The sequence below is a fragment of the Streptomyces pseudovenezuelae genome (assembly GCF_029892565.1).
GTDB classification, from domain to species: Bacteria; Actinomycetota; Actinomycetes; order Streptomycetales; family Streptomycetaceae; genus Streptomyces; species Streptomyces pseudovenezuelae_A.
In genome coordinates this window covers 538,772-557,871 of record NZ_JARXVH010000005.1, presented here as the reverse complement: position 1 = coordinate 557,871, position 19,100 = coordinate 538,772, and the positions used below count along the sequence as shown (strand labels likewise).

The following is a 19,100-nucleotide window of genomic DNA, read 5'->3' as shown; positions in this document are numbered from 1 at the left end:
CCGTCGAACAGCTGTGCCAGAACGATACGACGACGCCCCCGTCCCTGTGAATCGGGAACGGGGGCGTCGCCTCACGGCGTGGGCTCGATCACACGTCGAAGTACAGCTCGAACTCGTGCGGGTGCGGACGCAGCTGCAGCGGCGCGATCTCGTTCGTGCGCTTGAAGTCGATCCACGTCTCGATCAGGTCGGACGTGAAGACGTCGCCCGCGAGCAGGAACTCGTGGTCGGCCTCCAGGCGGTCGAGGACGGCCGGGAGGGAGGTCGGGACCTGGGCGACGCCCGCGTGCTCCTCGGGGGCCAGCTCGTAGAGGTCCTTGTCGATCGGCTCGGCCGGCTCGATCTTGTTCTTGATGCCGTCCAGGCCGGCCATGAGGAGCGCCGAGAAGGCCAGGTACGGGTTGCCGGAGGAGTCGGGCGCGCGGAACTCGACGCGCTTGGCCTTCGGGTTGGAGCCCGTGATCGGGATACGCATCGCGGCGGAGCGGTTGCGCTGCGAGTAGACCAGGTTGACCGGCGCCTCGAAGCCCGGGACCAGACGGTGGTAGGAGTTCACCGTCGGGTTGGTGAAGGCCAGCAGCGACGGGGCGTGCTTGAGGATGCCGCCGATGTAGTAGCGGGCGGTGTCCGACAGGCCCGCGTAGCCCGCCTCGTCGTAGAAGAGCGGGGAGCCGCCGGTCCACAGCGACGAGTGGATGTGCATGCCCGAGCCGTTGTCACCGAAGATCGGCTTCGGCATGAAGGTCGCGGTCTTGCCGTTGCGCCAGGCGACGTTCTTCACGATGTACTTGAAGAGCTGGAGGTCGTCGGCCGCGGCGAGCAGCGTGTTGAACTTGTAGTTGATCTCCGCCTGGCCGGCGGTGCCGACCTCGTGGTGCTGGCGCTCGACCTGGAGGCCGGCCTTGCCCAGCTCCAGGGAGATCTCGGCACGCAGGTCGGCGAAGTGGTCGACCGGCGGGACCGGGAAGTAACCGCCCTTGTAGCGGACCTTGTAACCACGGTTGTCCTCCAGCGCACCGGTGTTCCAGGCGCCGGCCTCGGAGTCGATGTGGTAGAAGGACTCGTTCGCGGTGGTCGCGAAGCGGACGGAGTCGAAGACGTAGAACTCGGCCTCGGGACCGAAGTACGCGGTGTCCGCGATACCGGTCGAGGTCAGGTACGCCTCGGCCTTCTTCGCCACGTTGCGCGGGTCGCGGGAGTACTGCTCGCCCGTGATCGGGTCGTGGATGAAGAAGTTGATGTTCAGCGTCTTGTCGCGGCGGAACGCGTCCACGCGCGCCGTCGACAGGTCGGCGCGCAGGGCCATGTCGGACTCGTGGATGGCCTGGAAGCCGCGGATCGAGGATCCGTCGAAGGCCAGCTCCTCGTCCGGGTCGAACGACTCGACGGGCACCGTGAAGTGCTGCATGACACCCGGCAGGTCGCAGAAGCGGACGTCGATGAACTTGACGTCCTCGTCCGCGATGAACTTCTTGGCCTCGTCGGCGTTCTGGAACATCCAGCTCCTCCTACTCCCGACCGTCCCGCCGGGGTGGTAGTTCGTTTGTGCGGCCAGTGCGGTGGCACACGCTGACCTCGACCCTAGGGACGCGTGATTTCTCGGGCGTGACCCATTTGTTTCACACAAGTTAACCGGACCGCGCCCGGTTGACCCCACCCGTCCGTATCCCGAAACGCGGGCAGTACCGTGGTCGGGTGGACAACAGGGATGCAATCGGCTCGTGGCTCTCGGGCCCCCGCGCGGCAGCCGAACACGCCGGTGTCGACTTCGGATACCGGGGCGAGCAGCTCGGCCTGCCCGAGGAGGGGCCCGGCTCCATCGCCCGCCCGGGCCGCCGGCTCGGCGCCCTGGTCGTCGACTGGGGTCTGTGCCTCTTGATCGCATACGGCCTGGTGACGCACGGCTACGACCAGGCGACCGGCAACTGGGCCCTGCTCATCTTCTTCGTCCTGGGCGTTCTGACGGTCGGCACGATCGGTTTCACCCCCGGCAAGCGACTCTTCGGCCTCCGCGTGGCCGACCTCGCCACCGGCCGCCCCAACCTCCTGCGCGCCACCCTCCGCACGGCCCTCCTCTGCATCGCCGTCCCGGCCCTGATCTGGGACCGCGACGGCCGGGGGCTGCACGACAGACTGGCGCGCACGGTCGAGGTGCGGATCTGAACTCCTCGTAACTGAACTCCTGGTACGAGAAAGGGGGCGCCCGGATCACTCCGGGCGCCCCCTTTCTCGTGCAAGAAGATCAGCGGGCCTTTCCGCCGCCCTTCGGCAGCTTCATGCCCTTGGGCATCGGGCCCTTCGGCAGCGGCATGTTGCTCATCAGGTCGCCCATCGCGCGCAACCGGTCGGTGGTCGCGGTCACCTGCGGCCCGGTCAGTACGCGCGGCAGCTTCAGCATCGCCGTGCGCAGCTTCTTCAGCTCGACCTGGCCCTCGCCCGTGCCCACGATCAGATCGTGTACCGGTACGTCCGCGACGACGCGGTTCATCTTCTTCTTCTCGGCGGCCAGCAGGCTCTTGACCCGGTTCGGGTTGCCCTCGGCGACCAGGACGATGCCGGCCTTGCCGACCGCCCGGTGCACCACGTCCTGGCTGCGGTTCATCGCCACCGCGGGTGTCGTCGTCCAGCCCCGGCCGATGTTGTCGAGCACCGCCGCGGCGGCGCCCGGCTGGCCCTCCATCTGCCCGAACGCGGCCCGCTCGGCCCGGCGCCCGAAGATGATCGCCGTTCCGAGGAAGGCGAGCAACAGGCCCAGGATTCCGAGATAGATGGGGTGACCGATCAAGAAGCCGATCGCGAGGAAAACACCGAAGATGCCGATGCCGACAGCCGCGAGTACAAGACCGATCTTCTTGTCGGCCTTGCGGGTCATCTTGTACGTCAGAGCGATCTGCTTCAGTCGCCCGGGGTTAGCAGCGGTGTCCGCTGCTGTGTCCTTCCTCGCCATGCCGTGAAGTCTACGTGGCCCCGGGAGCGCCGACGACGGCAGTGCCCGACGAGAGGGTGCGAGGAAGGAGGGGGTGGGCCTCAGAGGCGGGCGGAGGTGACCTCTTCGAGGACCCGCTGGGCCTCGACGCGGTCCTTGGCGCGGCGACGGTCCTCCAGGACGGAGGTCCAGGCGTTCCGCCGGGCGGTGCGCTGACCGCTGCTCAGGAGCAGCGATTCGACCGCGCGCAGTGCGTCGGTGAAGGACGGAATGGCTGTGGCGCGGACGGGCGCGGCCTGCATGGTGGAGGTCCCCCCTCGGAACGGCTCTGATGTTGGGTGTACGTGCTGTGATACCAGGGTCACTGTTTGGTGTTACCAGGGCGTGACCGACCGGTCAAACACCAATGAAGCCTTGATGCGCGGGCCCCAAACGCCGACGCGGCCCTGATGAGTCCCTCAACTGCGAGGACGGGTCAGGGCCGCGGTCAAACGGTAGTTACCGAACGGTAGCCTCTTGTGCCTGAATTCACACGGCCTGCGAGGCGACGTACGCGCCTCGCTTCTCGATGGCCATCTGGTAGAGGCGGCCCGCGCGGTACGAGGAACGCACCAGCGGGCCCGACATCACGCCGGAGAAGCCGATCTGCTCGGCCTCCTCCTTCAGCTCCACGAACTCGTGCGGCTTCACCCAGCGCTCGACGGGGTGGTGGCGCACGGTCGGGCGCAGGTACTGCGTGATGGTGATCAGCTCGCAGCCGGCCTCGTGCAGCTGCCGGAGCGCGTCGCTGACCTCCTCACGGGTCTCGCCCATGCCGAGGATCAGGTTCGACTTGGTGACGAGGCCGTAGTCGCGGGCGGCCGTGATGACCTCCAGCGAACGCTCGTAACGGAAGCCGGGGCGGATCCGCTTGAAGATCCGCGGGACCGTCTCGACGTTGTGCGCGAAGACCTCGGGGCGCGAGGAGAAGACCTCGGCCAGCTGCTCCGGCACGGCGTTGAAGTCGGGGGCCAGCAGCTCGACCTTGGTGCGGCCGGCCTCACGCTCCGCGGTCTGCTGGTGGATCTGACGGACCGTCTCCGCGTACAGCCAGGCGCCGCCGTCCTCCAGGTCGTCGCGGGCGACGCCGGTGATGGTGGCGTAGTTCAGGTCCATGGTGACCACGGACTCGCCCACGCGGCGCGGCTCGTCGCGGTCCAGGGCCTCGGGCTTGCCGGTGTCGATCTGGCAGAAGTCACAGCGCCGGGTGCACTGGTCGCCGCCGATGAGGAAGGTCGCCTCGCGGTCCTCCCAGCACTCGTAGATGTTCGGGCAGCCGGCTTCCTGGCAGACCGTGTGCAGGCCCTCGCTCTTCACGAGGTTCTGCATCTTCGTGTACTCGGGACCCATTTTCGCCCGGGTCTTGATCCACTCGGGCTTGCGCTCGATGGGGGTCTGGGCGTTCCGGACCTCCAGGCGCAGCATCTTGCGTCCGTCCGGCGTGACTGCGGACACATCGGCTCCCTGTAGCTTCGATTCTTCGGCGTACACCAGGGTACGCCCGTGCTTTCCGCCCCCGCCTTGAGGCCAACCTCAGGCCAAAGGGGCGCATTCCCGGGTCAGGCGGACGCCTTCTCGATCTCCCGCGGCTTCAGCTCCGCGTTCTCCAGTACGTCCTTGAGGTGCCGCTCCATCACCGGCAGCACCTCGGCGATCGTCACGTCCCGGTCCAGCTCGGCCGCCAGCGAGGCGACCCCCGCGTCCCGGATGCCGCACGGGATGATGCGGTCGAACCACTTGTTGTCCGGGTTCACGTTCAGCGCGAAGCCGTGCATCGTGACGCCCTTGGCCACGCGGATGCCGATCGCCGCGATCTTGCGGTCCTCGCGGCGCTGGCCGGCGTTGGAGGGCGCGTACTCCGGGCCGTTGAGGCGCGGGTCGAACTCGTCGTCCGTCAGCCGCGGGTCGAAGTCCAGCGAGAGTCCGCCGAGCGCCGGCCGCTGCTCGACCGGGTCGCCGAGGACCCACACCCCGCTGCGCCCCTCGACCCGACTGGTCGTCAGGCCGAACTCCGCGCAGGTGCGGATCAGCGCCTCCTCCAGGCGTCGTACATGCGCGACGACGTCCACCGGGCGCGGGAGCCGCTGGATCGGGTAGCCCACCAGCTGGCCCGGGCCGTGCCAGGTGATCTTGCCGCCGCGGTCCACGTCGATCACGGGGGTGCCGTCCAGGGGGCGCTCGTTGTCCGCCGTGCGCCGTCCCGCCGTGTACACCGGGGGGTGTTCGAGGAGCAGCACGGTGTCGGGGATCTCGTCGGCGAAGCGCGCCGCGTGCACCCGGCGCTGCTCGTCCCAGGCCTCCTGGTACTCGACGGCCTCGGTACCGAACCCCATGCGGACGAACCGCAGCTCACTCACGGCAAGCGCCTCCCTTGAATCCCGCGCGATCCCGCTGGACAGCGTTGTTGAATCTCGTCGCATCCGTAAGGCATGAAATGCGCCTACGCCACTGTACGACTGCCGAGCGTGCGTCAGCCCCGCGGGCAATCCTCACACGATCGGATGAATGAACGTCGAAATGTGCGATCGCCTGCTTACGCTCCGCTACATTCGCGCCGTTCGCGCGGCCATAACGGCTGCTCACAGGCAATCCGGGCACCTCGGCGGCCGTATCGCCCCCAGGAAGGCCCGAAAGGCAGGAGACCGCACCGCAGATGACGGAACGACCCGCGCAGCGCACTCCCAACCGCCAGCTCGCCGCGCTCATCGCAGAAGCGGGGTTCTCCAACGCGGGGCTCGCCCGTCGCGTGGACCAACTCGGTCTCGAACACGGGCTGGATCTGAGATACGACAAGACGTCGGTCACCCGGTGGCTGCGCGGCCAGCAGCCCCGGGGCACCACCCCTGCCCTCATCGCCGAGGTCTTCACCCGCCGTCTCGGCCGGCGGCTCTCCGCGCAGGACCTCGGCCTCGACGCGTGTGCGCCGGTGTACGCCGGTCTTGAGTTCGCCGCCAGCCCTGAGGAGGCCGTCGACATCGTGGGCGGGCTGTGGCGCAAGGACTCCGGCAGTCACGCCGAGCTCCGCAAGATCGCGTTCACCCCGGCCGGGCTGGTCGTGCCCAGCCGGGACTGGCTGATCGGCCGGGCCGACGACAAGGTCGCCCGCGGCGAGCAGTCGCCCCGCGTCCCCGCGCAGGGCCGTCCGGTGGTTCCGCGACAGCGCGTCCAGGGCGAGCGCGGCCCCGGTCAGAAGGTCACCCCCGGTGACATCGCCGCCCTCCGCTCGGTCGGCGAGCTTTTTCGCACCCTCGACAACATGTACGGCGGCGGCCATGCCCGTCAGGCCCTCGTGCGCTACCTGGAGCACGAGTGCGAGCCGATGCTGCGGGGCACCTACGGTGAGCAGACCGGTCGGCGCCTGTTCGCTGCCGCGGCCGACCTGACTCGGCTGGCGGGGTGGACCTCGTACGACATCGCGGCGCACGGGCTTGCTCAGCGGTACTTCGTGCAGTCGCTGCGGCTCGCGCAGGCGGCGGGGGATCGGGCGTACGGGTCGTATGTGCTGGTCACCATGAGTCGGCAGGCCGTTTATCTCGGGCATGGGCGGGAGGCCGTGCAGCTCGCGCGGGTGGCGCAGCAAGGGGTTGGGACCAATGCCCCGCCCGTGGTGCAGGCATTGCTTCATGCGGTCGAGGCGCGGGGGCACGGGGTGTTGGGCGAGGTGCGTAGTTGTACCGCCTCTCTTGTGCGGGCCGAGCGGGCGCTGGAAGCGGCTCGGGCCGGGGATGAAGTGCCTTACTGGGCGCGGTTCTTCGATGAGGCGCAGCTTGCCGATGAATTTGGACATGCGCATCGGGATCTTCAGCAGTTTCGGGCGGCTGCGCAGCACGCGGAGCGGTCTTTGCAGTTGAGGGCGCCGGCTTTCGCGCGCAGCCGCCTCTTTTGTCGCGTTGTTCTCGCTACTGCTCGGCTTGGGCTCGGGGAGCTTGATCAGGCCTGTCAGTTGGGGGCGGAAGCCGCCGGCCAGGCTGCGGAGATGCGGTCGGTGAGGGCGATCGAGTATGTGCGGGACTTCGAGCGGCGGTTGGAGCCGTACAAGGACGCGGCGCCTGTGCGGGGGTATCGCGACAAGGTCGCGGCTTTGAGCTGAGGGATGCGCCGTAACTTCGACCGTTGCGTGGCCTGCGCGCCATCCGTCGTGGCTGGTCGCGCAGTTCCCCGCGCCCCTGACGGCATCTACGCGGCCCGCGTCGCCGGCATGGGGTCTGCCCTGTGCATCGAGCCCGCCGCTCCCAGGTCGTTGAGAATCGCGGCGGCCGCCCGGTGGGCCGAGTGGAGGGCTCCCTGGACCGTGCTGGTGTCCCGGTGGTCGCCGCAGACGTAGAGGCCGGCCAGGAGGCGGACCGGGCGGCGTAGGTCGTGGGGTGGGCGCATGGTGGGGACGGCCTCGGGGGTGTGGTGGACGGCGAGGGTCTCCCAGCGGGCGGTGGAGGTGCCGTAGAGGCGGGCGAGGTGGATGCGTACGGCGGTGTCCACGGATTGCGGGGGCGGGCCCAGGACCGTGGACGAGACGAGCACACGGCCCTCGGGGGCGCGGGACGGGTCGACCAGGCTGACCACCGCCGTGTGGGCTACGGGGCCGCCGCGGTCGGCGTCCAGGAGCAGGGCCGCGCCCGTCTGCGGGGGCTCGTCCGTCGCGTGGTGGACCACCGTCACCGGGTGGAAGTCCGGTACGCGCAGGCCGGGGAGCAGGTCGGCGGCGGCTCGGGCGTCGGTGGCGAGGAGCACGGCGCGGCAGCGGATCTCGCCGTGCTCGGCCGTCGTCACGGCGTTCGTGGCTATCGACGTGACCCGGACGCCGGTGTGCACGGTGCCCGGTGGCAGGGTTCGCGCGAGCAGCTCCGGGAGCATCTCGGCTCCGCCCTCCGGCAGACAGAGACGCTCGGCCGCGTAGGAGCGCAGGGCGAGGTCCGCGCAGCGGCTGGACGTCGTCAGCTCCGGGTCGCACAGCAGCGCGGCGAGCAGCGGGCGAAGGAAGCCGTCGACGGTACGGGCGGGTACTCCGCGTGCCGCGAGGGCCTGTGCGGCGGGCAACTCCGGGCGGGCCAGCAGTCGTTCGACCGGCGTGCTCGCCAGTCGCGCGAGGGCTGCGCTCAGCCTGGCCTGGTCGACGGCCGTGCCCAGTGGAGCGCCGGACCGGGGCGTGCTCTTGGCGGGGGCGCTTGCCAAGGCGCGTACGGCATAGAGTGCGCCCCTTGCGCCCCCCGCGCTCATCTGGGCGCCCGCGTGGTGCCGGCGTCCGTCGCTGTGCAGCAGGACGCCCGGTGCGAAGGGACGCAGCACGAGCGCGTCCAGGCCCGGGGTCAGGCGCAGTTCGGGATATGCCGTGGACAGCAGCTGGCCGATCCGGTCGAGGCGGAACCCGTCGACCTTCTCGGTCGACATCCGACCGCCCACGTAAGGGGCGGCTTCCAGGACGGCGGTCGTTACTCCAGCGCTGCTCAGCCGATGTGCCGCCGACAGCCCGGCGACCCCGGCTCCCACGATGACGACGTCCGCCTGGTACGCGGGATCAAGCACGTGCCCCTCCTCGCGGTTGAGCGGCCGCTGGAGACGTCATGCCCCCAACAAGCCCCAGAAATACCCGAGTTCGGGTCGAGGGTAGGGCTGTGATCGGTCAAGGGAAGTCGCGCATCGACAGGGCACGGTCGCACAGCGGTCGCATGGCGGCCACATGCGGTCGTGCGAAGGTTCAGAGCGCCGCCCGGATCGCCCCCTCGATGTCCGGGAACGCGAAGGTGAACCCCGACTCCAGCAGGCGCCCCGGCACCACCCGTGCGCTGCCCAGGATGTCCCCGGCCATCTCGCCGAGCACGGTCCGCAGCACCGGCGCCGGCACCGCGAACAGCGTCGGCCGGTGCAGCACCCGCCCCATCGCGGCGGTGATCTCACGGTTCGTCAGCGGATTCGGGGCGGTCAGGTTGAACGGCCCCTCCAGCCCGTCGGTGTCGAGGAGATGCCGGATCGCGGCCACCTCGTCGTGCAGCGCGATGTACGACCAGAACTGCCGCCCGTCGCCCATCCGCCCGCCCAGCCCCGCCCGGAACAGCGGGAACAGCTTCCCCCAGGCACCTCCGTGCTTGCCCACCACCAGTCCCGTGCGCACGAACGCGGTCCGTACGCCCGCCTCCCGCGCCGCCGCCGTCGCGCCCTCCCACTCCACGCACAGCTCCGGCAGGAAACCCGTCCCGGGCGGCGCGCTCTCGTCGACCGCCCGGTCGCCGGTCTCGCCGTAGTAGCCGAGCGCGCTGCCGTTCACGAACACCCGAGGCTTGTCGTCCATCGAGGCGATCGCCTCGGCCAGCGCCGTGGTGCCGAGCACACGGCTGTCGCGGATCTTCTTCTTGTACGCGTCCGTCCAGCGCCGGCTGCCCACGCCCGCGCCCGCGAGGTTGACCACGGCATCGACCCCGGCGAGCCCCGCCGTGTCCACGTACCGCCCGTCGGGGTTCCAGCAGACCTCGTCCGCGCCCTGGGCCGCCCGGCGCACCAGACGCACCACCTCGTGCCCGTCGGCCCGCAGGGACCTGACCAGGGCGCCGCCGATGAGACCGGACGCGCCGGCCACCAAGATTCTTGAACTTTCCATGATTTCCATTCTGCCCGGTGCGTACATAAGGCCCCGGTCTGGAACCGGAACCCCACCGTAGGGTGGCCGTCATGCCCGTTCCGTACATACGCCGCGCCACGCTCGACGACGAGGAGGCGCTGGGCCGCCTCGACCGCGTCACCTGGTCCCCGCTGCACTCCGTGCAGCCGCGCCCGCAACCGCCCTACGAGCCCTTCTACAACGAGCGGTTCGGCCCGCGCGACCACTTGGTCGCCGAACTCGACGGCACGGTCGTCGGCTACATCCGGCTCGGCTACCCGACCCCGCTCGTCTGCAACGCCCACGTCCGCCAGATCCAGGGTCTCGCCGTCGCCGAGGAAGCGCGCGGCGCGGGCGTCGGACGGGCGTTGCTGCAAGCAGTACGCGACGAGGCCCGCCGCCAGGGCGCGCGCCGGCTGACCCTGCGGGTGCTCGGGCACAACACACCCGCCCGCCGGCTCTACGAGGCCGAGGGCTTCGTGGTGGAGGGGATCCTGCCCGAGGAGTTCCTGCTCGCGGGGGAGTACGTCGACGACGTACTCATGGGGTGCTCGCTCTGACCGGCCGAGGGTCCCCGACCGCCGGCGCTACGAGGTGACCAGGTCGCCCGTGTCCACCGCCGCCGTCGCGTTCGCGGCGCGCCGGGCGTCGGCAGCGACCTCGTCCGCCGTCAGGACGTAGCCCGTCTCGTCGTCCGAGGTGGAGCGCGCGAAGACGACGCCGAAGACCTGGCCGTCGGTGGTGAGCAGCGGGCCGCCGGAGTTGCCGGGGCGGACCGTGGAGCGGATCGAGTAGATCTCGCGGGTCACCGTGCCGTCGTTGTAGATGTTCTGGCCGGTCGCGTGTACCCGGTTCGCGACCGTCGCCGCCTGCAGGTTGAGATCGCCGTCCTGCGGATAGCCCGCGACGACCGCCGAGTCGCCGCGCGCGGCACGGTCGTCGAAGCGCAGCACCGGGGCGCTCAGACCTGGCACATAGAGCACCGCCACGTCCTTCTGCGGGTCGAACAGCACCACCCGGGCGTCGTAGGACCGTCCGACCCCGCCGATCCGCACGGTCGGGTCGTCGATGCCGGCCACCACGTGCGCGTTGGTCATCACGTGCTCGCCGGCGAACACGAAGCCGCTGCCCTCGCGGCCCTGGTCGCCGGAGATGCCCTCGATCTTCACCGTGCTCCGCTTGGCCGCGTTCGTGGCGCTCGCGGTGACGCTGTCGCCGGTGGGCTTGGCGACCTCGGCCGTCGACTCGTTCTCGAAGGGGTTGAAGACCTGCGGGAAGCCCGCCTCGGTGAGCGCGGACGTGGCCCGCGAGAACCAGCCGGGGGTGGTGTCCGGCATGGCGTCCTGCACCGTGCCCAGCAGCCGCGAGTCCCGGATCGCCGTCGTCAGCAGCGGCGAGGAGGACGCGCCCAGCACGCTCGCGGCCACCCAGGCCACGATCAGCACCGCCACCGAGTTGGCCACCGCCCCGCCGACCCCGTCCGCCACCCGCAGCGGCCCCTGGTCCAGCTCCTTGCGCAGCCGCAGCGCCAGCCGCCCCGCCAGCTCGTGCCCCACCACGGCCGGGACCAGCACGGTCAGCACCGCCGTCACCGTCGCCGCCGTCGTCCCCGGGTCCGCGAGATCCATCATCCAGGGCAGCACCCACACGCCGATGACCGCGCCGCCCACGAACCCGGCGAACGAGACACAGCCGGCCACGAGGCCACGCCGGTAGCCGGAGGCCGCGTAGGCCACCACGACCAGCAACAGCACGATGTCGAGCAGGTCCACGGAGCCGCCTTTCTCTCGGACCCCCTATTACGGGCGGGACGGTCCCGATGATCAGCCACGCGCACGCGTGGCGACCGGGAAGCCGTCACGCGTGCGTGCATCCGGGAAAACGCCCCGGACCAGGACGATGGTTCCACCGGGTGGCACAGCACACATCGCGGGCGGAGCGGATCCGGCCGAGAGTGGGGTCATGCGTGTCCGAAGATCGCCGGGTACCCGGCGCGCGGTCGCGGCCCGGACACCCCGCGCCGTGCGGCTCGCGCTCGCCTGTGTGCCCGGACTGGCCGCCGTCGTCGGCCTCGTGCTGTGCGCCGACGGCATCGGGCACGGGCGGGCGGTGCCCCCGAACCCGGTGGCGGCCCGGCCCGTCACCCTGCACGCCGCCGCCCGGCCGCACATCGTGCCGCGCTCGGCCTGGCTGGACGCCCTCTCCCGGCACGCCCAGCCGCCCCCGCGCTACGACGACAAGGTCGTCGCCGTCTTCGTCCACCACACCGACTCGCCCAACGGCTACGCCTGCGCCGACGCGCCCCGCATCATCCGCTACCTCTACGCGGGGCAGACCGGCGCCCGCGACTGGGACGACATCGGCTACAACTTCCTCGTCGACCGCTGCGGCACCGTCTACGAGGGCCGCGCGGGCGGCGTCGACCGCCCCGTCACCGGCGCCCACACCCAGGGCTTCAACCACCGCACGGCCGGCATCGCCGCGATCGGCACGTTCACCGCGGGCGCCGAGGTGCCGCCGGCCATGACCCGGGCGATCGCGGCCCTGGCCGCCTGGAAGCTGGGCCTGGCTGACGTCGACCCGCGCACCACCGCCCGCCTGGTCTCCAGCAACAGCCTCAGCCGCTACCGCTCCGGTGCCACGGCCACGCTCCCGACCCTGGCCGGCCACCGCGACGGCTACATGACGAGCTGCCCGGGCGCCGCCCTGTTCCTCGAACTCCCCTTCATCCGCAAGGAAGCGGCCCGCCTCCAGGGCCGCCCGCAGGACTCGCACGAGACCCCGCTCACGTCCACAGGAACGCCATAGCCGATCCGCAGAGTCCTCCGAACTCCGCCTCCTACTGTCATGGACATCAAGCCGACTGGAGGCGGGGAACATGAACAGCAGTCGTACGCGGCCCACGACGGCCACCGAGTCCGCGGAGCGGAACACCGGCTGGACCAGGAGCGCGCGCGGTCCCTGGGCGGTGGTCTGCGCCGTCGCCACGGTGATCCTCGGCCCGGCCGCCGTCACCGCGTCCGCGCTCGACCAGGCCAACGCGGCCCCGATGCACCACGCGGTACGGGCGGACCAGACGCAGGCCTACATCCCGACGGACACGACCCGCCGCCGCCACGCGGCCTGACGCTCAGCTCCTGAGGCGGCTCAACCCCTGAACCGCTCCCACAACTTGGGATACCGCTCGGCCAGCACGCTCTCGTTCTCCAGGTCCAGGGGCGTGCCCGTCGGCTCCGCGGGCCCGGGCGGGATGCCGAGGTCGGCGGCGACGGCACCAGTGAGCTGCTCGTACGCCTCGTCCGCCGCGAAACCGAGCTCCTCCCCGTCGCCGTCGATCTCGTCGTCGAAGTCGTCCAGGAGGTCGGCGAGCGTGTCGGGTTGGTGCACGCCACCCTCGTAGACCTCGCGGCCCTGGCCGATCAGCCAGCAGCGGAAGAAGTCGAAGGCGTCGTCGCTCGCACCGTCCAGCAGGACCCAGGCCGCACCCCACAGATCCCAGGTGTAGGCGCGGTTGTAGCGGGCCTCGAAGTGACGGGCGAAGTCGAGGACCATCTCGGGGTCCAGCTGGAGGAGCCGGTCCACGAGCAGGTCGGCCTGCTCCTCGGGGTCGCCCTCCGCGGCCTCGCGGGAGGCGTCCACCAGCTCCCAGAACTCCGTCTCGTCCATCACGGGTCAAGCATCGGGCCTGGGCGGGTGGGGCGCACGTGGAGTGAGGCGGATTGTTATGTCCCGTACAGGCGCGCGAGCCGGGTCGCGTCGTGCGTGAAACGCGCCCGCAGACTCTCCGGCGCCAATACCTCGGCCTCCGGCCCCAGCGCCAGGAGCTGGGAGTGGGCGACCTTCTCGGACTCCACCCCGAGCGTCAAGGTCAGCGTGCCGTCGTCGTCCGGGGTGCCGGCGGCCGCCAGCGCGTCGCGTGCGGCCACGGGATCGACGACGTACGGAAGCGCCCGCACGCCGTCCGCGGACAGCCGTACCACCACCTCCGTCCGCAGAATCGACCGCGCGAACTGCTCGGCCCGCTCGGCCCAGAAAGCCGGCAGATCGAACTCCTCGTCCCGCACGAAGCGCTCCGCGCCGGTGTCCATCGCGGTGAACCGGTCGATGCGATAGACGCGGAAGGATTCGGCGTCGGGAATGCGGGCGCACAGATACCAGACCCCCGCTTTGAGCACGAGCCCGTAAGGCTCCAGCTCCCGCTCGACCTCGGTGTCCCGGCTGCGGTAGCGCGCGGTGACCTGCCGGTCGTCCCATACGGCGTCGGCGACGACGGGGAGGAGTTCGGGTGCCTTGGGCTCGGTGAACCAGTTGGGCGCGTCCAGATGGAAGCGTTGAGCTGCCGTCCGTGAGGCATCTGAAAGGGACGGGAGCAGAGCCGCGGACACCTTCAGTCGGGCCGCGGAGGCCGCGTCTTCGAGCCCCATCTCGCGCAGGGCGCCCGGCACGCCGCTCAGGAAAAGCGCCTCGGCCTCGCTACGGGCCAGTCCGGTGAGCCGGGTCCGGTACCCGCCGATGAGCCGGTACCCGCCGGCCCGCCCCCGATCCGCGTACACCGGAACTCCCGCCTCCGACAGCGCCTGCGCGTCTCGGGTGACGGTTCGCTCGGAGACCTCCAGCTCGCAGGCCAGCTCGGCGGCGGTCATGGAGGCGCGGGATTGAAGCAGCAGCACCATTTTGATGAGACGGGCAGCGCGCATGCCTTCATGATGAGGGATCTCGCCCCCGCCGCCCCTACCCGTCCCATCCCCAGGGGCTCCGCCCCTTCGACCCCGCCAGGGGGCTCTGCCCCCTGGATCCCCGCTCCTCAAACGCCGGAGGGGCTGAGATTTCGCCGGCCAGCGCTTGATCTTTTCAGCCCGTCCGGCGTTTGAGGACGAGGCCCGTTCAGGGCCGAAGCGGGGGTCTGGGGGCGGCAGCCCCCAGGGTCGGGACGGGTAGGGGCGGCGAGGGCGAAAAAACCCTTACAGCCCGTAGCGCTCGCGCGCCTCCTTCACCGCCGTCGCCTTCACTTCCCCACGCCGCGCCAACTGCGCCAGCGCCGCGACCACGATCGACTCGGCGTCGACACCGAAGTGACGGCGAGCCGCGTCACGGGTGTCGGACAGGCCGAAGCCGTCCGCGCCCAGAGACGAGTAGTCCTGCTCGACCCACTGCGCGATCTGGTCCGGAACCTGCCGCATGTAGTCGGAGACCGCGAGGACAGGACCCTCGGCCCCGTGCAGCGCCTGCCGGACGTACGGCACCCGCTCCTCACCCCGCAGCAGCGCCGCATCCGCGTCCAGCGCGTCCCGCCGCAGCTCCGTCCAGGACGTCGCCGACCACACATCGGCCGCAACGCCCCACTCCTCGGCAAGCAGCTGCTGCGCCTTCAGCGCCCAGTGGATCGCCGTGCCGGAGCCCAGGAGCTGGATGCGAGCCGCGTTGGCAGCAGGCGAAAGGCCGGCCGACTCCGCCGTGTTGAAGCGGTACAGGCCCTTGACGATGCCCTCGTCGATGCCGAGGCCGGCCGGCTTCGCGGGCTGGGGGATCGGCTCGTTGTAGACGGTGAGGTAGTAGAAGACGTTCGAGTCCTCGCCCGGGGCCGCCTCGCCGTACATACGGCGGATGCCGTCCTTGACGATCGCCGCGACCTCGTACGCGAACGCGGGGTCGTACGACAGCGCCGCCGGGTTCGTCGCCGCGATCACCGGCGAGTGCCCGTCCGCGTGCTGCAGACCCTCGCCCGTCAGCGTCGTACGGCCCGCCGTGGCACCCACAAGGAAGCCGCGGCCGAGCTGGTCGCCGAGCTGCCACATCTGGTCGGCCGTGCGCTGCCAGCCGAACATCGAGTAGAAGATGTAGAAGGGGATCATCGCTTCGCCGTGCGTCGCGTACGACGTCGACGCGGCGATGAAGTCCGCCATGGAGCCCGCCTCGGTGATCCCCTCGTTGAGGATCTGGCCGTTCTTGGCTTCCTTGTAGTACATGAGCTGATCGCGGTCGACCGGCTCGTACGTCTGGCCCTTGGGGGAGTAGATCCCGAGCGAGGGGAACAGCGACTCCATGCCGAAGGTGCGCGCCTCGTCCGGGACGATCGGCACCCAGCGCTTGCCGGTCTCCTTGTCGCGGACCAGGTCCTTGACGAGGCGGACGAAGGCCATCGTCGTCGCCACGTTCTGCGAGCCCGAACCCTTGTCGAAGGACGCGAACGCCTTCTCCGAAGCAGAGGGCAGCGGAGCGAGCGCGTGCGTGCGGCGGGCCGGGGCCGGACCGCCGAGGGCAGCGCGGCGCTCCTGGAGGTAGCGGACCTCGGGGGAGTCGGCGCCGGGGTGGCCGTAGGGCACGACCCCGTCGACGAAGTCGCTGTCCTTGATGGGGAGTTCGAGCAGGTCACGCATCTGCTTGAACTCGTCCGTCGACAGCTTCTTCATCTGGTGGTTGGCGTTCTTCGACGCGAAGCCCTGGCCGAGGGTGTGGCCCTTGACGGTCTGGGCCAGGATGACGGTCGGCCCGCCCTTGTGGTCCAGCGCCGCCTTGTACGCCGCGTACACCTTGCGGGCCTCGTGGCCACCGCGCGAGAGATGGAAACACTCCAGGATCTTGTCGTCGCTCAGCAGCTTCGCGAGCTCGACGAGCGCCGGGTCCTTGCCGAAGAAGTCCTCGCGGATGTAGGCCGCGTCGCGGGTCTGGTACGTCTGCACCTGGGCGTCGGGTACCTCGCGCAGGCGGCGTACGAGCGCGCCCGTGGTGTCGAGCTGGAACAGCTCGTCCCAGGCGTTGCCCCACAGCGACTTGACGACGTTCCAGCCGGCGCCGCGGAACTGGGCCTCCAGCTCCTGCACGATCTTGAAGTTCGCGCGGACCGGGCCGTCGAGGCGCTGCAGGTTGCAGTTGATGACGAAGGTCAGGTTGTCCAGACCCTCGCGGGAGGCGAGTGCGAGGGCGGCCGTCGACTCGGGCTCGTCCATCTCGCCGTCACCGAGGAAGGCCCAGACGTGCGAGTCGGAGACGTCCTTGATGCCGCGCGCCGTCAGATAGCGGTTGAAGCGCGCCTGGTAGATCGCCGACAGCGGGCCGAGGCCCATGGAGACGGTCGGGAACTCCCAGAGCCAGGGCAGGCGCCGCGGGTGCGGGTACGACGGGAGACCGTTGCCGCCCGCCTCCTGGCGGAAGTTGTCGAGGTGCGCCTCGGTGAGGCGGCCGTCGAGGAAGGCGCGGGCGTAGATGCCGGGGGAGGCGTGGCCCTGGATGTAGAGCTGGTCGCCGGACCCGTCCGCCTCCTTGCCCTTGAAGAAGTGGTTGAAGCCGGTCTCGTACAGCCAGGCCGCGGACGCGAAGGTCGCGATGTGGCCGCCGACGCCGTGTTTCGCGCCGCGGGTCACCATCGCCGCCGCGTTCCAGCGGTTCCAGGCGGTGATCCGGTTCTCCATCGCCTCGTCGCCGTCCACGGCGGGCTCGGCGGCGGTGGGGATGGTGTTGACGTAGTCCGTCTCAAGAAGCTTGGGCAGCGCGATGCCGTTGCCCTCGGCTCGCTCCAGTGTGCGGCGCATCAGGTACGCGGCACGGTGCGGCCCTGCCGCCTTGGTGACGGCGTCCAGGGAGGCCTGCCATTCGGCGGTCTCCTCGGGGTCGCGGTCCGGGAGCTGGTCGAGCTCGCTCGGCTGGATGGCCTTGGGGTCGGTCATGTCGCCGCCTTCCTCAGTCGAAGGGGGTTCCCTCATCGGTAAGGGTTCGGGGATGCCCTTTGTCTTTGGCAGGACAGGGCGATGGGCTCTTTGGTGTGGTGACACCGTGCGGCTTCCGCCGCGTGGCCCATCGGCGACTGTAACTCCCTGATCGATGATCGATCAAAGGTTCCCTGGGCAAAACCTCTTGTTACCGAGAAAGTCGGCACAGAGTGCCCCGCGGAAAGGCACCGGGTGCCGTGTTTTTGAGCCGTTTTCGCAGGTGAGCAAGGGGGCGCTCGGCTGCTTCACACGCACGCCCGCTTGATGCGTGGTCGCTGTCACGGACGCGGCGCGCAACCGAGCACGTGCGCCTTCACGATCTCCGCGATCCGTGGATCCCGCCGCCGGAACGCCGCCACCAGCTCCTCGTGCTCCTCCGCGTACGACTGCTGCACCGTCCCCAGCCAGCGGATCGACAGCGCGGTGAAGACCTCGATGCCCAGGCCCTCCCAGGTGTGCAGCAGCACCGAGTTGCCCGCCGCCCGCACCAGCTCGCGGTGGAAGGCGACCGTGTGCCGCACCTGGCCGGTGCCGTCGGCGTTGCGGTCGGCCTCGTAGAGCGCGGTGACGTGCGGTTCCAGGGCCGAGCAGTCCTCCGCGAGGCGCGTGGCCGCCAGTTCCGCCGCGATCGCCTCCAGGCCGGCCCGGACCGGGTAGCTCTCCTCCAGGTCGGCCGCGGTCAGGTTCCGTACGCGTACGCCCTTGTTCGGCGCGGACTCGATCAGCCGCAGCGACTCCAGCTCGCGCAGCGCCTCCCGCACCGGCGTCTGGCTGACCTCCAGCTCGGTGGCGATCCGTCGCTCCACGATCCGCTCGCCCGGCTTCCAGCGCCCGCTGACGATCCCCTCCACGATGTGCTCGCGGATCTGTTCGCGCAGCGAGTGGACGACGGGCGCGGTCATGAGGGCTCCTTAGGGAGGGGCCGCCCATCGGCCCCTGGGGCGTTTGACGTTTAGACAATAAGGCCGAGGGCCTGCTGGGGAGGGGCGCACGGGGGCGCTTTCATGCAGGTGAGACGAGACTTACACGCTCCTCAGGGCGGCTCGCTCTGTAAAGACCCGTACCGGGACCGGCCCGGAGCCGTCACCGCCGTGTCACCGGCAGAACCCGCCGGCCGCGAACGGTGTCGCGGTCGGTAGGGGTTCCCGCGAGAGGCGCCCTCAGCACATCGGGGGATGGCGATGAACAGCAGCGGAATGCGGAGCGCGGGGCTCGGACTGGCGGTCGTGGCGGCGCTGGTCATGGGGGCGGTCGGATGCCGGCCGACGCCCACGAAGGCGGCGGGGACGACCACCGCGCCGGTCCGGAACATGGCCGCCGCCGCAGGCACCGGCACCGGCGGGGCCTGCGTCTTCGTCAAGCCGGACGGGGCGCAGAAGCTCGGGCACGTCGGCTGGGGCTTCCGGGTCACGGGCACGGACCAGTGGGTCTACGGCGCCGTAGAGAACCCCACGGACAAGCTGTACACCCCGCCCGGCGGCGACATCGGAGCCTGGCACGCGCAGGGGACGTACGCGCGCATGCTCAGCGAGATGTCCCGCGACGCCCACTACCCGGGCAGGTCCACGCACCCGTACAGCCGTTACCGCTGCACCTCGTCCTCGACCAGCGACGTGGGCGCCGCCCGCGCGATGATCCGTACCGTCGAGAGCCGTGGCTTCCTCGTCGGCGTCGACCCGAGGACCGGGGCACTCACCTCGCGGGACTGCCTGGACGCGACGTACGACGTGCTGCGCGCCTACCGCACCCGGCATCTGACACCCGCGCCCAAGTTGTACGTCCCGAACGTGTGGGTGGAGACGTTGGTGCTGTGGAGCGACCGGACGCTGTAGGAAACGCA

Annotated in this window: 18 protein-coding genes; 6 read left to right on the top strand and 12 right to left on the bottom strand. The window is 70.4% G+C overall.

Features of this window, described 5'->3' with window-relative positions; genetic code table 11:
* Positions 1-88: 88 nt before the first annotated feature.
* Positions 89-1,498 carry a type I glutamate--ammonia ligase gene (gene glnA / locus M2283_RS18990; protein WP_280877453.1) on the bottom strand — a complete coding sequence of 470 codons (1,410 nt, stop codon included), beginning with the start codon at positions 1,496-1,498 and terminating at the stop codon, positions 89-91.
* 197 nt (positions 1,499-1,695) lie between these two features.
* Here glnA and M2283_RS18985 point away from each other — a divergent pair, with 197 nt between their 5' ends.
* Positions 1,696-2,163, top strand: coding sequence for an RDD family protein (locus M2283_RS18985; protein ID WP_280877452.1), 468 nt, complete (start codon positions 1,696-1,698; stop codon positions 2,161-2,163).
* A gap of 79 nt (positions 2,164-2,242) precedes the next feature.
* On the opposite strand, the gene M2283_RS18980 is transcribed toward M2283_RS18985, so the two are convergent.
* From M2283_RS18980 to lipB, 4 genes are all read right to left on the bottom strand, one after another.
* Positions 2,243-2,947 carry a DUF4191 domain-containing protein gene (locus M2283_RS18980; RefSeq protein ID WP_280877451.1) on the bottom strand — a complete coding sequence of 235 codons (705 nt, stop codon included), beginning with the start codon at positions 2,945-2,947 and terminating at the stop codon, positions 2,243-2,245.
* A gap of 80 nt (positions 2,948-3,027) precedes the next feature.
* Positions 3,028-3,228, bottom strand: coding sequence for an SCO2195 family GlnR-regulated protein (locus M2283_RS18975; protein WP_280877450.1), 201 nt, complete (start codon positions 3,226-3,228; stop codon positions 3,028-3,030).
* 226 nt (positions 3,229-3,454) lie between these two features.
* Positions 3,455-4,420: a lipoyl synthase gene (gene lipA / locus M2283_RS18970; protein ID WP_280877449.1), complete on the bottom strand. Its 966-nt coding sequence runs from the start codon at positions 4,418-4,420 to the stop codon at positions 3,455-3,457.
* Positions 4,421-4,524: 104 nt separating this feature from the next.
* Positions 4,525-5,322, bottom strand: a complete 798-nt coding sequence (gene lipB / locus M2283_RS18965; protein WP_280877448.1) for a lipoyl(octanoyl) transferase LipB — start codon at positions 5,320-5,322, stop codon at positions 4,525-4,527.
* Between the two features lie 296 nt (positions 5,323-5,618).
* Between lipB and M2283_RS18960 the strand changes: the two genes are divergently transcribed.
* The gene (locus M2283_RS18960) at positions 5,619-7,055 is read left to right on the top strand and encodes a regulator (protein WP_280877447.1); all 1,437 of its coding nucleotides are present in this window, start codon (positions 5,619-5,621) and stop codon (positions 7,053-7,055) included.
* A gap of 86 nt (positions 7,056-7,141) precedes the next feature.
* Here M2283_RS18960 and M2283_RS18955 read toward each other — a convergent pair whose 3' ends face one another.
* Both M2283_RS18955 and M2283_RS18950 read right to left on the bottom strand, forming a co-directional pair.
* Positions 7,142-8,485, bottom strand: coding sequence for an NAD(P)/FAD-dependent oxidoreductase (locus M2283_RS18955; protein ID WP_280877446.1), 1,344 nt, complete (start codon positions 8,483-8,485; stop codon positions 7,142-7,144).
* Between the two features lie 172 nt (positions 8,486-8,657).
* Complete coding sequence (locus tag M2283_RS18950) at positions 8,658-9,554, bottom strand: TIGR01777 family oxidoreductase (RefSeq protein WP_280877445.1); 897 nt, start codon at positions 9,552-9,554, stop codon at positions 8,658-8,660.
* A 71-nt stretch (positions 9,555-9,625) separates the two neighbouring features.
* Here M2283_RS18950 and M2283_RS18945 point away from each other — a divergent pair, with 71 nt between their 5' ends.
* A complete protein-coding gene (locus M2283_RS18945) occupies positions 9,626-10,114 on the top strand; it encodes a GNAT family N-acetyltransferase (RefSeq protein ID WP_280877444.1) in 489 nt (162 codons plus the stop codon).
* A gap of 27 nt (positions 10,115-10,141) precedes the next feature.
* On the opposite strand, the gene M2283_RS18940 is transcribed toward M2283_RS18945, so the two are convergent.
* Positions 10,142-11,326 (bottom strand): MarP family serine protease, encoded by a 1,185-nt coding sequence (locus M2283_RS18940; RefSeq protein ID WP_280877443.1) that lies wholly within the window; start codon positions 11,324-11,326, stop codon positions 10,142-10,144.
* A gap of 190 nt (positions 11,327-11,516) precedes the next feature.
* Here M2283_RS18940 and M2283_RS18935 point away from each other — a divergent pair, with 190 nt between their 5' ends.
* Together M2283_RS18935 and M2283_RS18930 are read left to right on the top strand one after the other, a co-directional pair.
* On the top strand, positions 11,517-12,362 hold the full coding sequence (locus M2283_RS18935; protein WP_280877442.1) for a peptidoglycan recognition protein family protein: 846 nt from the start codon (positions 11,517-11,519) through the stop codon (positions 12,360-12,362).
* A 70-nt stretch (positions 12,363-12,432) separates the two neighbouring features.
* Positions 12,433-12,681 carry a hypothetical protein gene (locus tag M2283_RS18930; RefSeq protein WP_280877441.1) on the top strand — a complete coding sequence of 83 codons (249 nt, stop codon included), beginning with the start codon at positions 12,433-12,435 and terminating at the stop codon, positions 12,679-12,681.
* A 20-nt stretch (positions 12,682-12,701) separates the two neighbouring features.
* Here M2283_RS18930 and M2283_RS18925 read toward each other — a convergent pair whose 3' ends face one another.
* From M2283_RS18925 to M2283_RS18910, 4 genes are all read right to left on the bottom strand, one after another.
* The gene (locus tag M2283_RS18925; protein ID WP_280877647.1) at positions 12,702-13,220 is read right to left on the bottom strand and encodes a DUF4240 domain-containing protein; all 519 of its coding nucleotides are present in this window, start codon (positions 13,218-13,220) and stop codon (positions 12,702-12,704) included.
* A 56-nt stretch (positions 13,221-13,276) separates the two neighbouring features.
* A complete protein-coding gene (locus tag M2283_RS18920; protein ID WP_280877440.1) occupies positions 13,277-14,251 on the bottom strand; it encodes a helix-turn-helix transcriptional regulator in 975 nt (324 codons plus the stop codon).
* A 264-nt stretch (positions 14,252-14,515) separates the two neighbouring features.
* Complete coding sequence (gene aceE / locus M2283_RS18915; RefSeq protein ID WP_280877439.1) at positions 14,516-17,218, bottom strand: pyruvate dehydrogenase (acetyl-transferring), homodimeric type; 2,703 nt, start codon at positions 17,216-17,218, stop codon at positions 14,516-14,518.
* Between the two features lie 320 nt (positions 17,219-17,538).
* Positions 17,539-18,162, bottom strand: coding sequence for a GntR family transcriptional regulator (locus M2283_RS18910; protein WP_124004180.1), 624 nt, complete (start codon positions 18,160-18,162; stop codon positions 17,539-17,541).
* Between the two features lie 279 nt (positions 18,163-18,441).
* On the opposite strand from M2283_RS18910, the gene M2283_RS18905 reads away from it, so the two are divergent.
* Complete coding sequence (locus M2283_RS18905) at positions 18,442-19,092, top strand: hypothetical protein (RefSeq protein ID WP_280877438.1); 651 nt, start codon at positions 18,442-18,444, stop codon at positions 19,090-19,092.
* The last annotated feature ends 8 nt before the right edge of the window (positions 19,093-19,100 follow it).

Excerpts from the sequence above, each read along its gene's own strand:
- glnA (WP_280877453.1), bottom strand. The coding sequence starts at position 1,498 with ATGTTCCAGAACGCCGACGAGGCCAAGAAGTTCATCGCGGACGAGGAC.
- M2283_RS18980 (WP_280877451.1), bottom strand. The coding sequence starts at position 2,947 with ATGGCGAGGAAGGACACAGCAGCGGACACCGCTGCTAACCCCGGGCGA.
- M2283_RS18975 (WP_280877450.1), bottom strand. The coding sequence starts at position 3,228 with ATGCAGGCCGCGCCCGTCCGCGCCACAGCCATTCCGTCCTTCACCGAC.
- M2283_RS18960 (WP_280877447.1), top strand. The coding sequence starts at position 5,619 with ATGACGGAACGACCCGCGCAGCGCACTCCCAACCGCCAGCTCGCCGCG.
- M2283_RS18950 (WP_280877445.1), bottom strand. The coding sequence starts at position 9,554 with ATGGAAAGTTCAAGAATCTTGGTGGCCGGCGCGTCCGGTCTCATCGGC.
- M2283_RS18945 (WP_280877444.1), top strand. The coding sequence starts at position 9,626 with ATGCCCGTTCCGTACATACGCCGCGCCACGCTCGACGACGAGGAGGCG.
- M2283_RS18935 (WP_280877442.1), top strand. The coding sequence starts at position 11,517 with ATGCGTGTCCGAAGATCGCCGGGTACCCGGCGCGCGGTCGCGGCCCGG.
- M2283_RS18930 (WP_280877441.1), top strand. The coding sequence starts at position 12,433 with ATGAACAGCAGTCGTACGCGGCCCACGACGGCCACCGAGTCCGCGGAG.
- M2283_RS18925 (WP_280877647.1), bottom strand. The coding sequence starts at position 13,220 with ATGGACGAGACGGAGTTCTGGGAGCTGGTGGACGCCTCCCGCGAGGCC.
- M2283_RS18920 (WP_280877440.1), bottom strand. The coding sequence starts at position 14,251 with ATGCGCGCTGCCCGTCTCATCAAAATGGTGCTGCTGCTTCAATCCCGC.
- aceE (WP_280877439.1), bottom strand. The coding sequence starts at position 17,218 with ATGACCGACCCCAAGGCCATCCAGCCGAGCGAGCTCGACCAGCTCCCG.
- M2283_RS18910 (WP_124004180.1), bottom strand. The coding sequence starts at position 18,162 with ATGACCGCGCCCGTCGTCCACTCGCTGCGCGAACAGATCCGCGAGCAC.
- M2283_RS18905 (WP_280877438.1), top strand. The coding sequence starts at position 18,442 with ATGAACAGCAGCGGAATGCGGAGCGCGGGGCTCGGACTGGCGGTCGTG.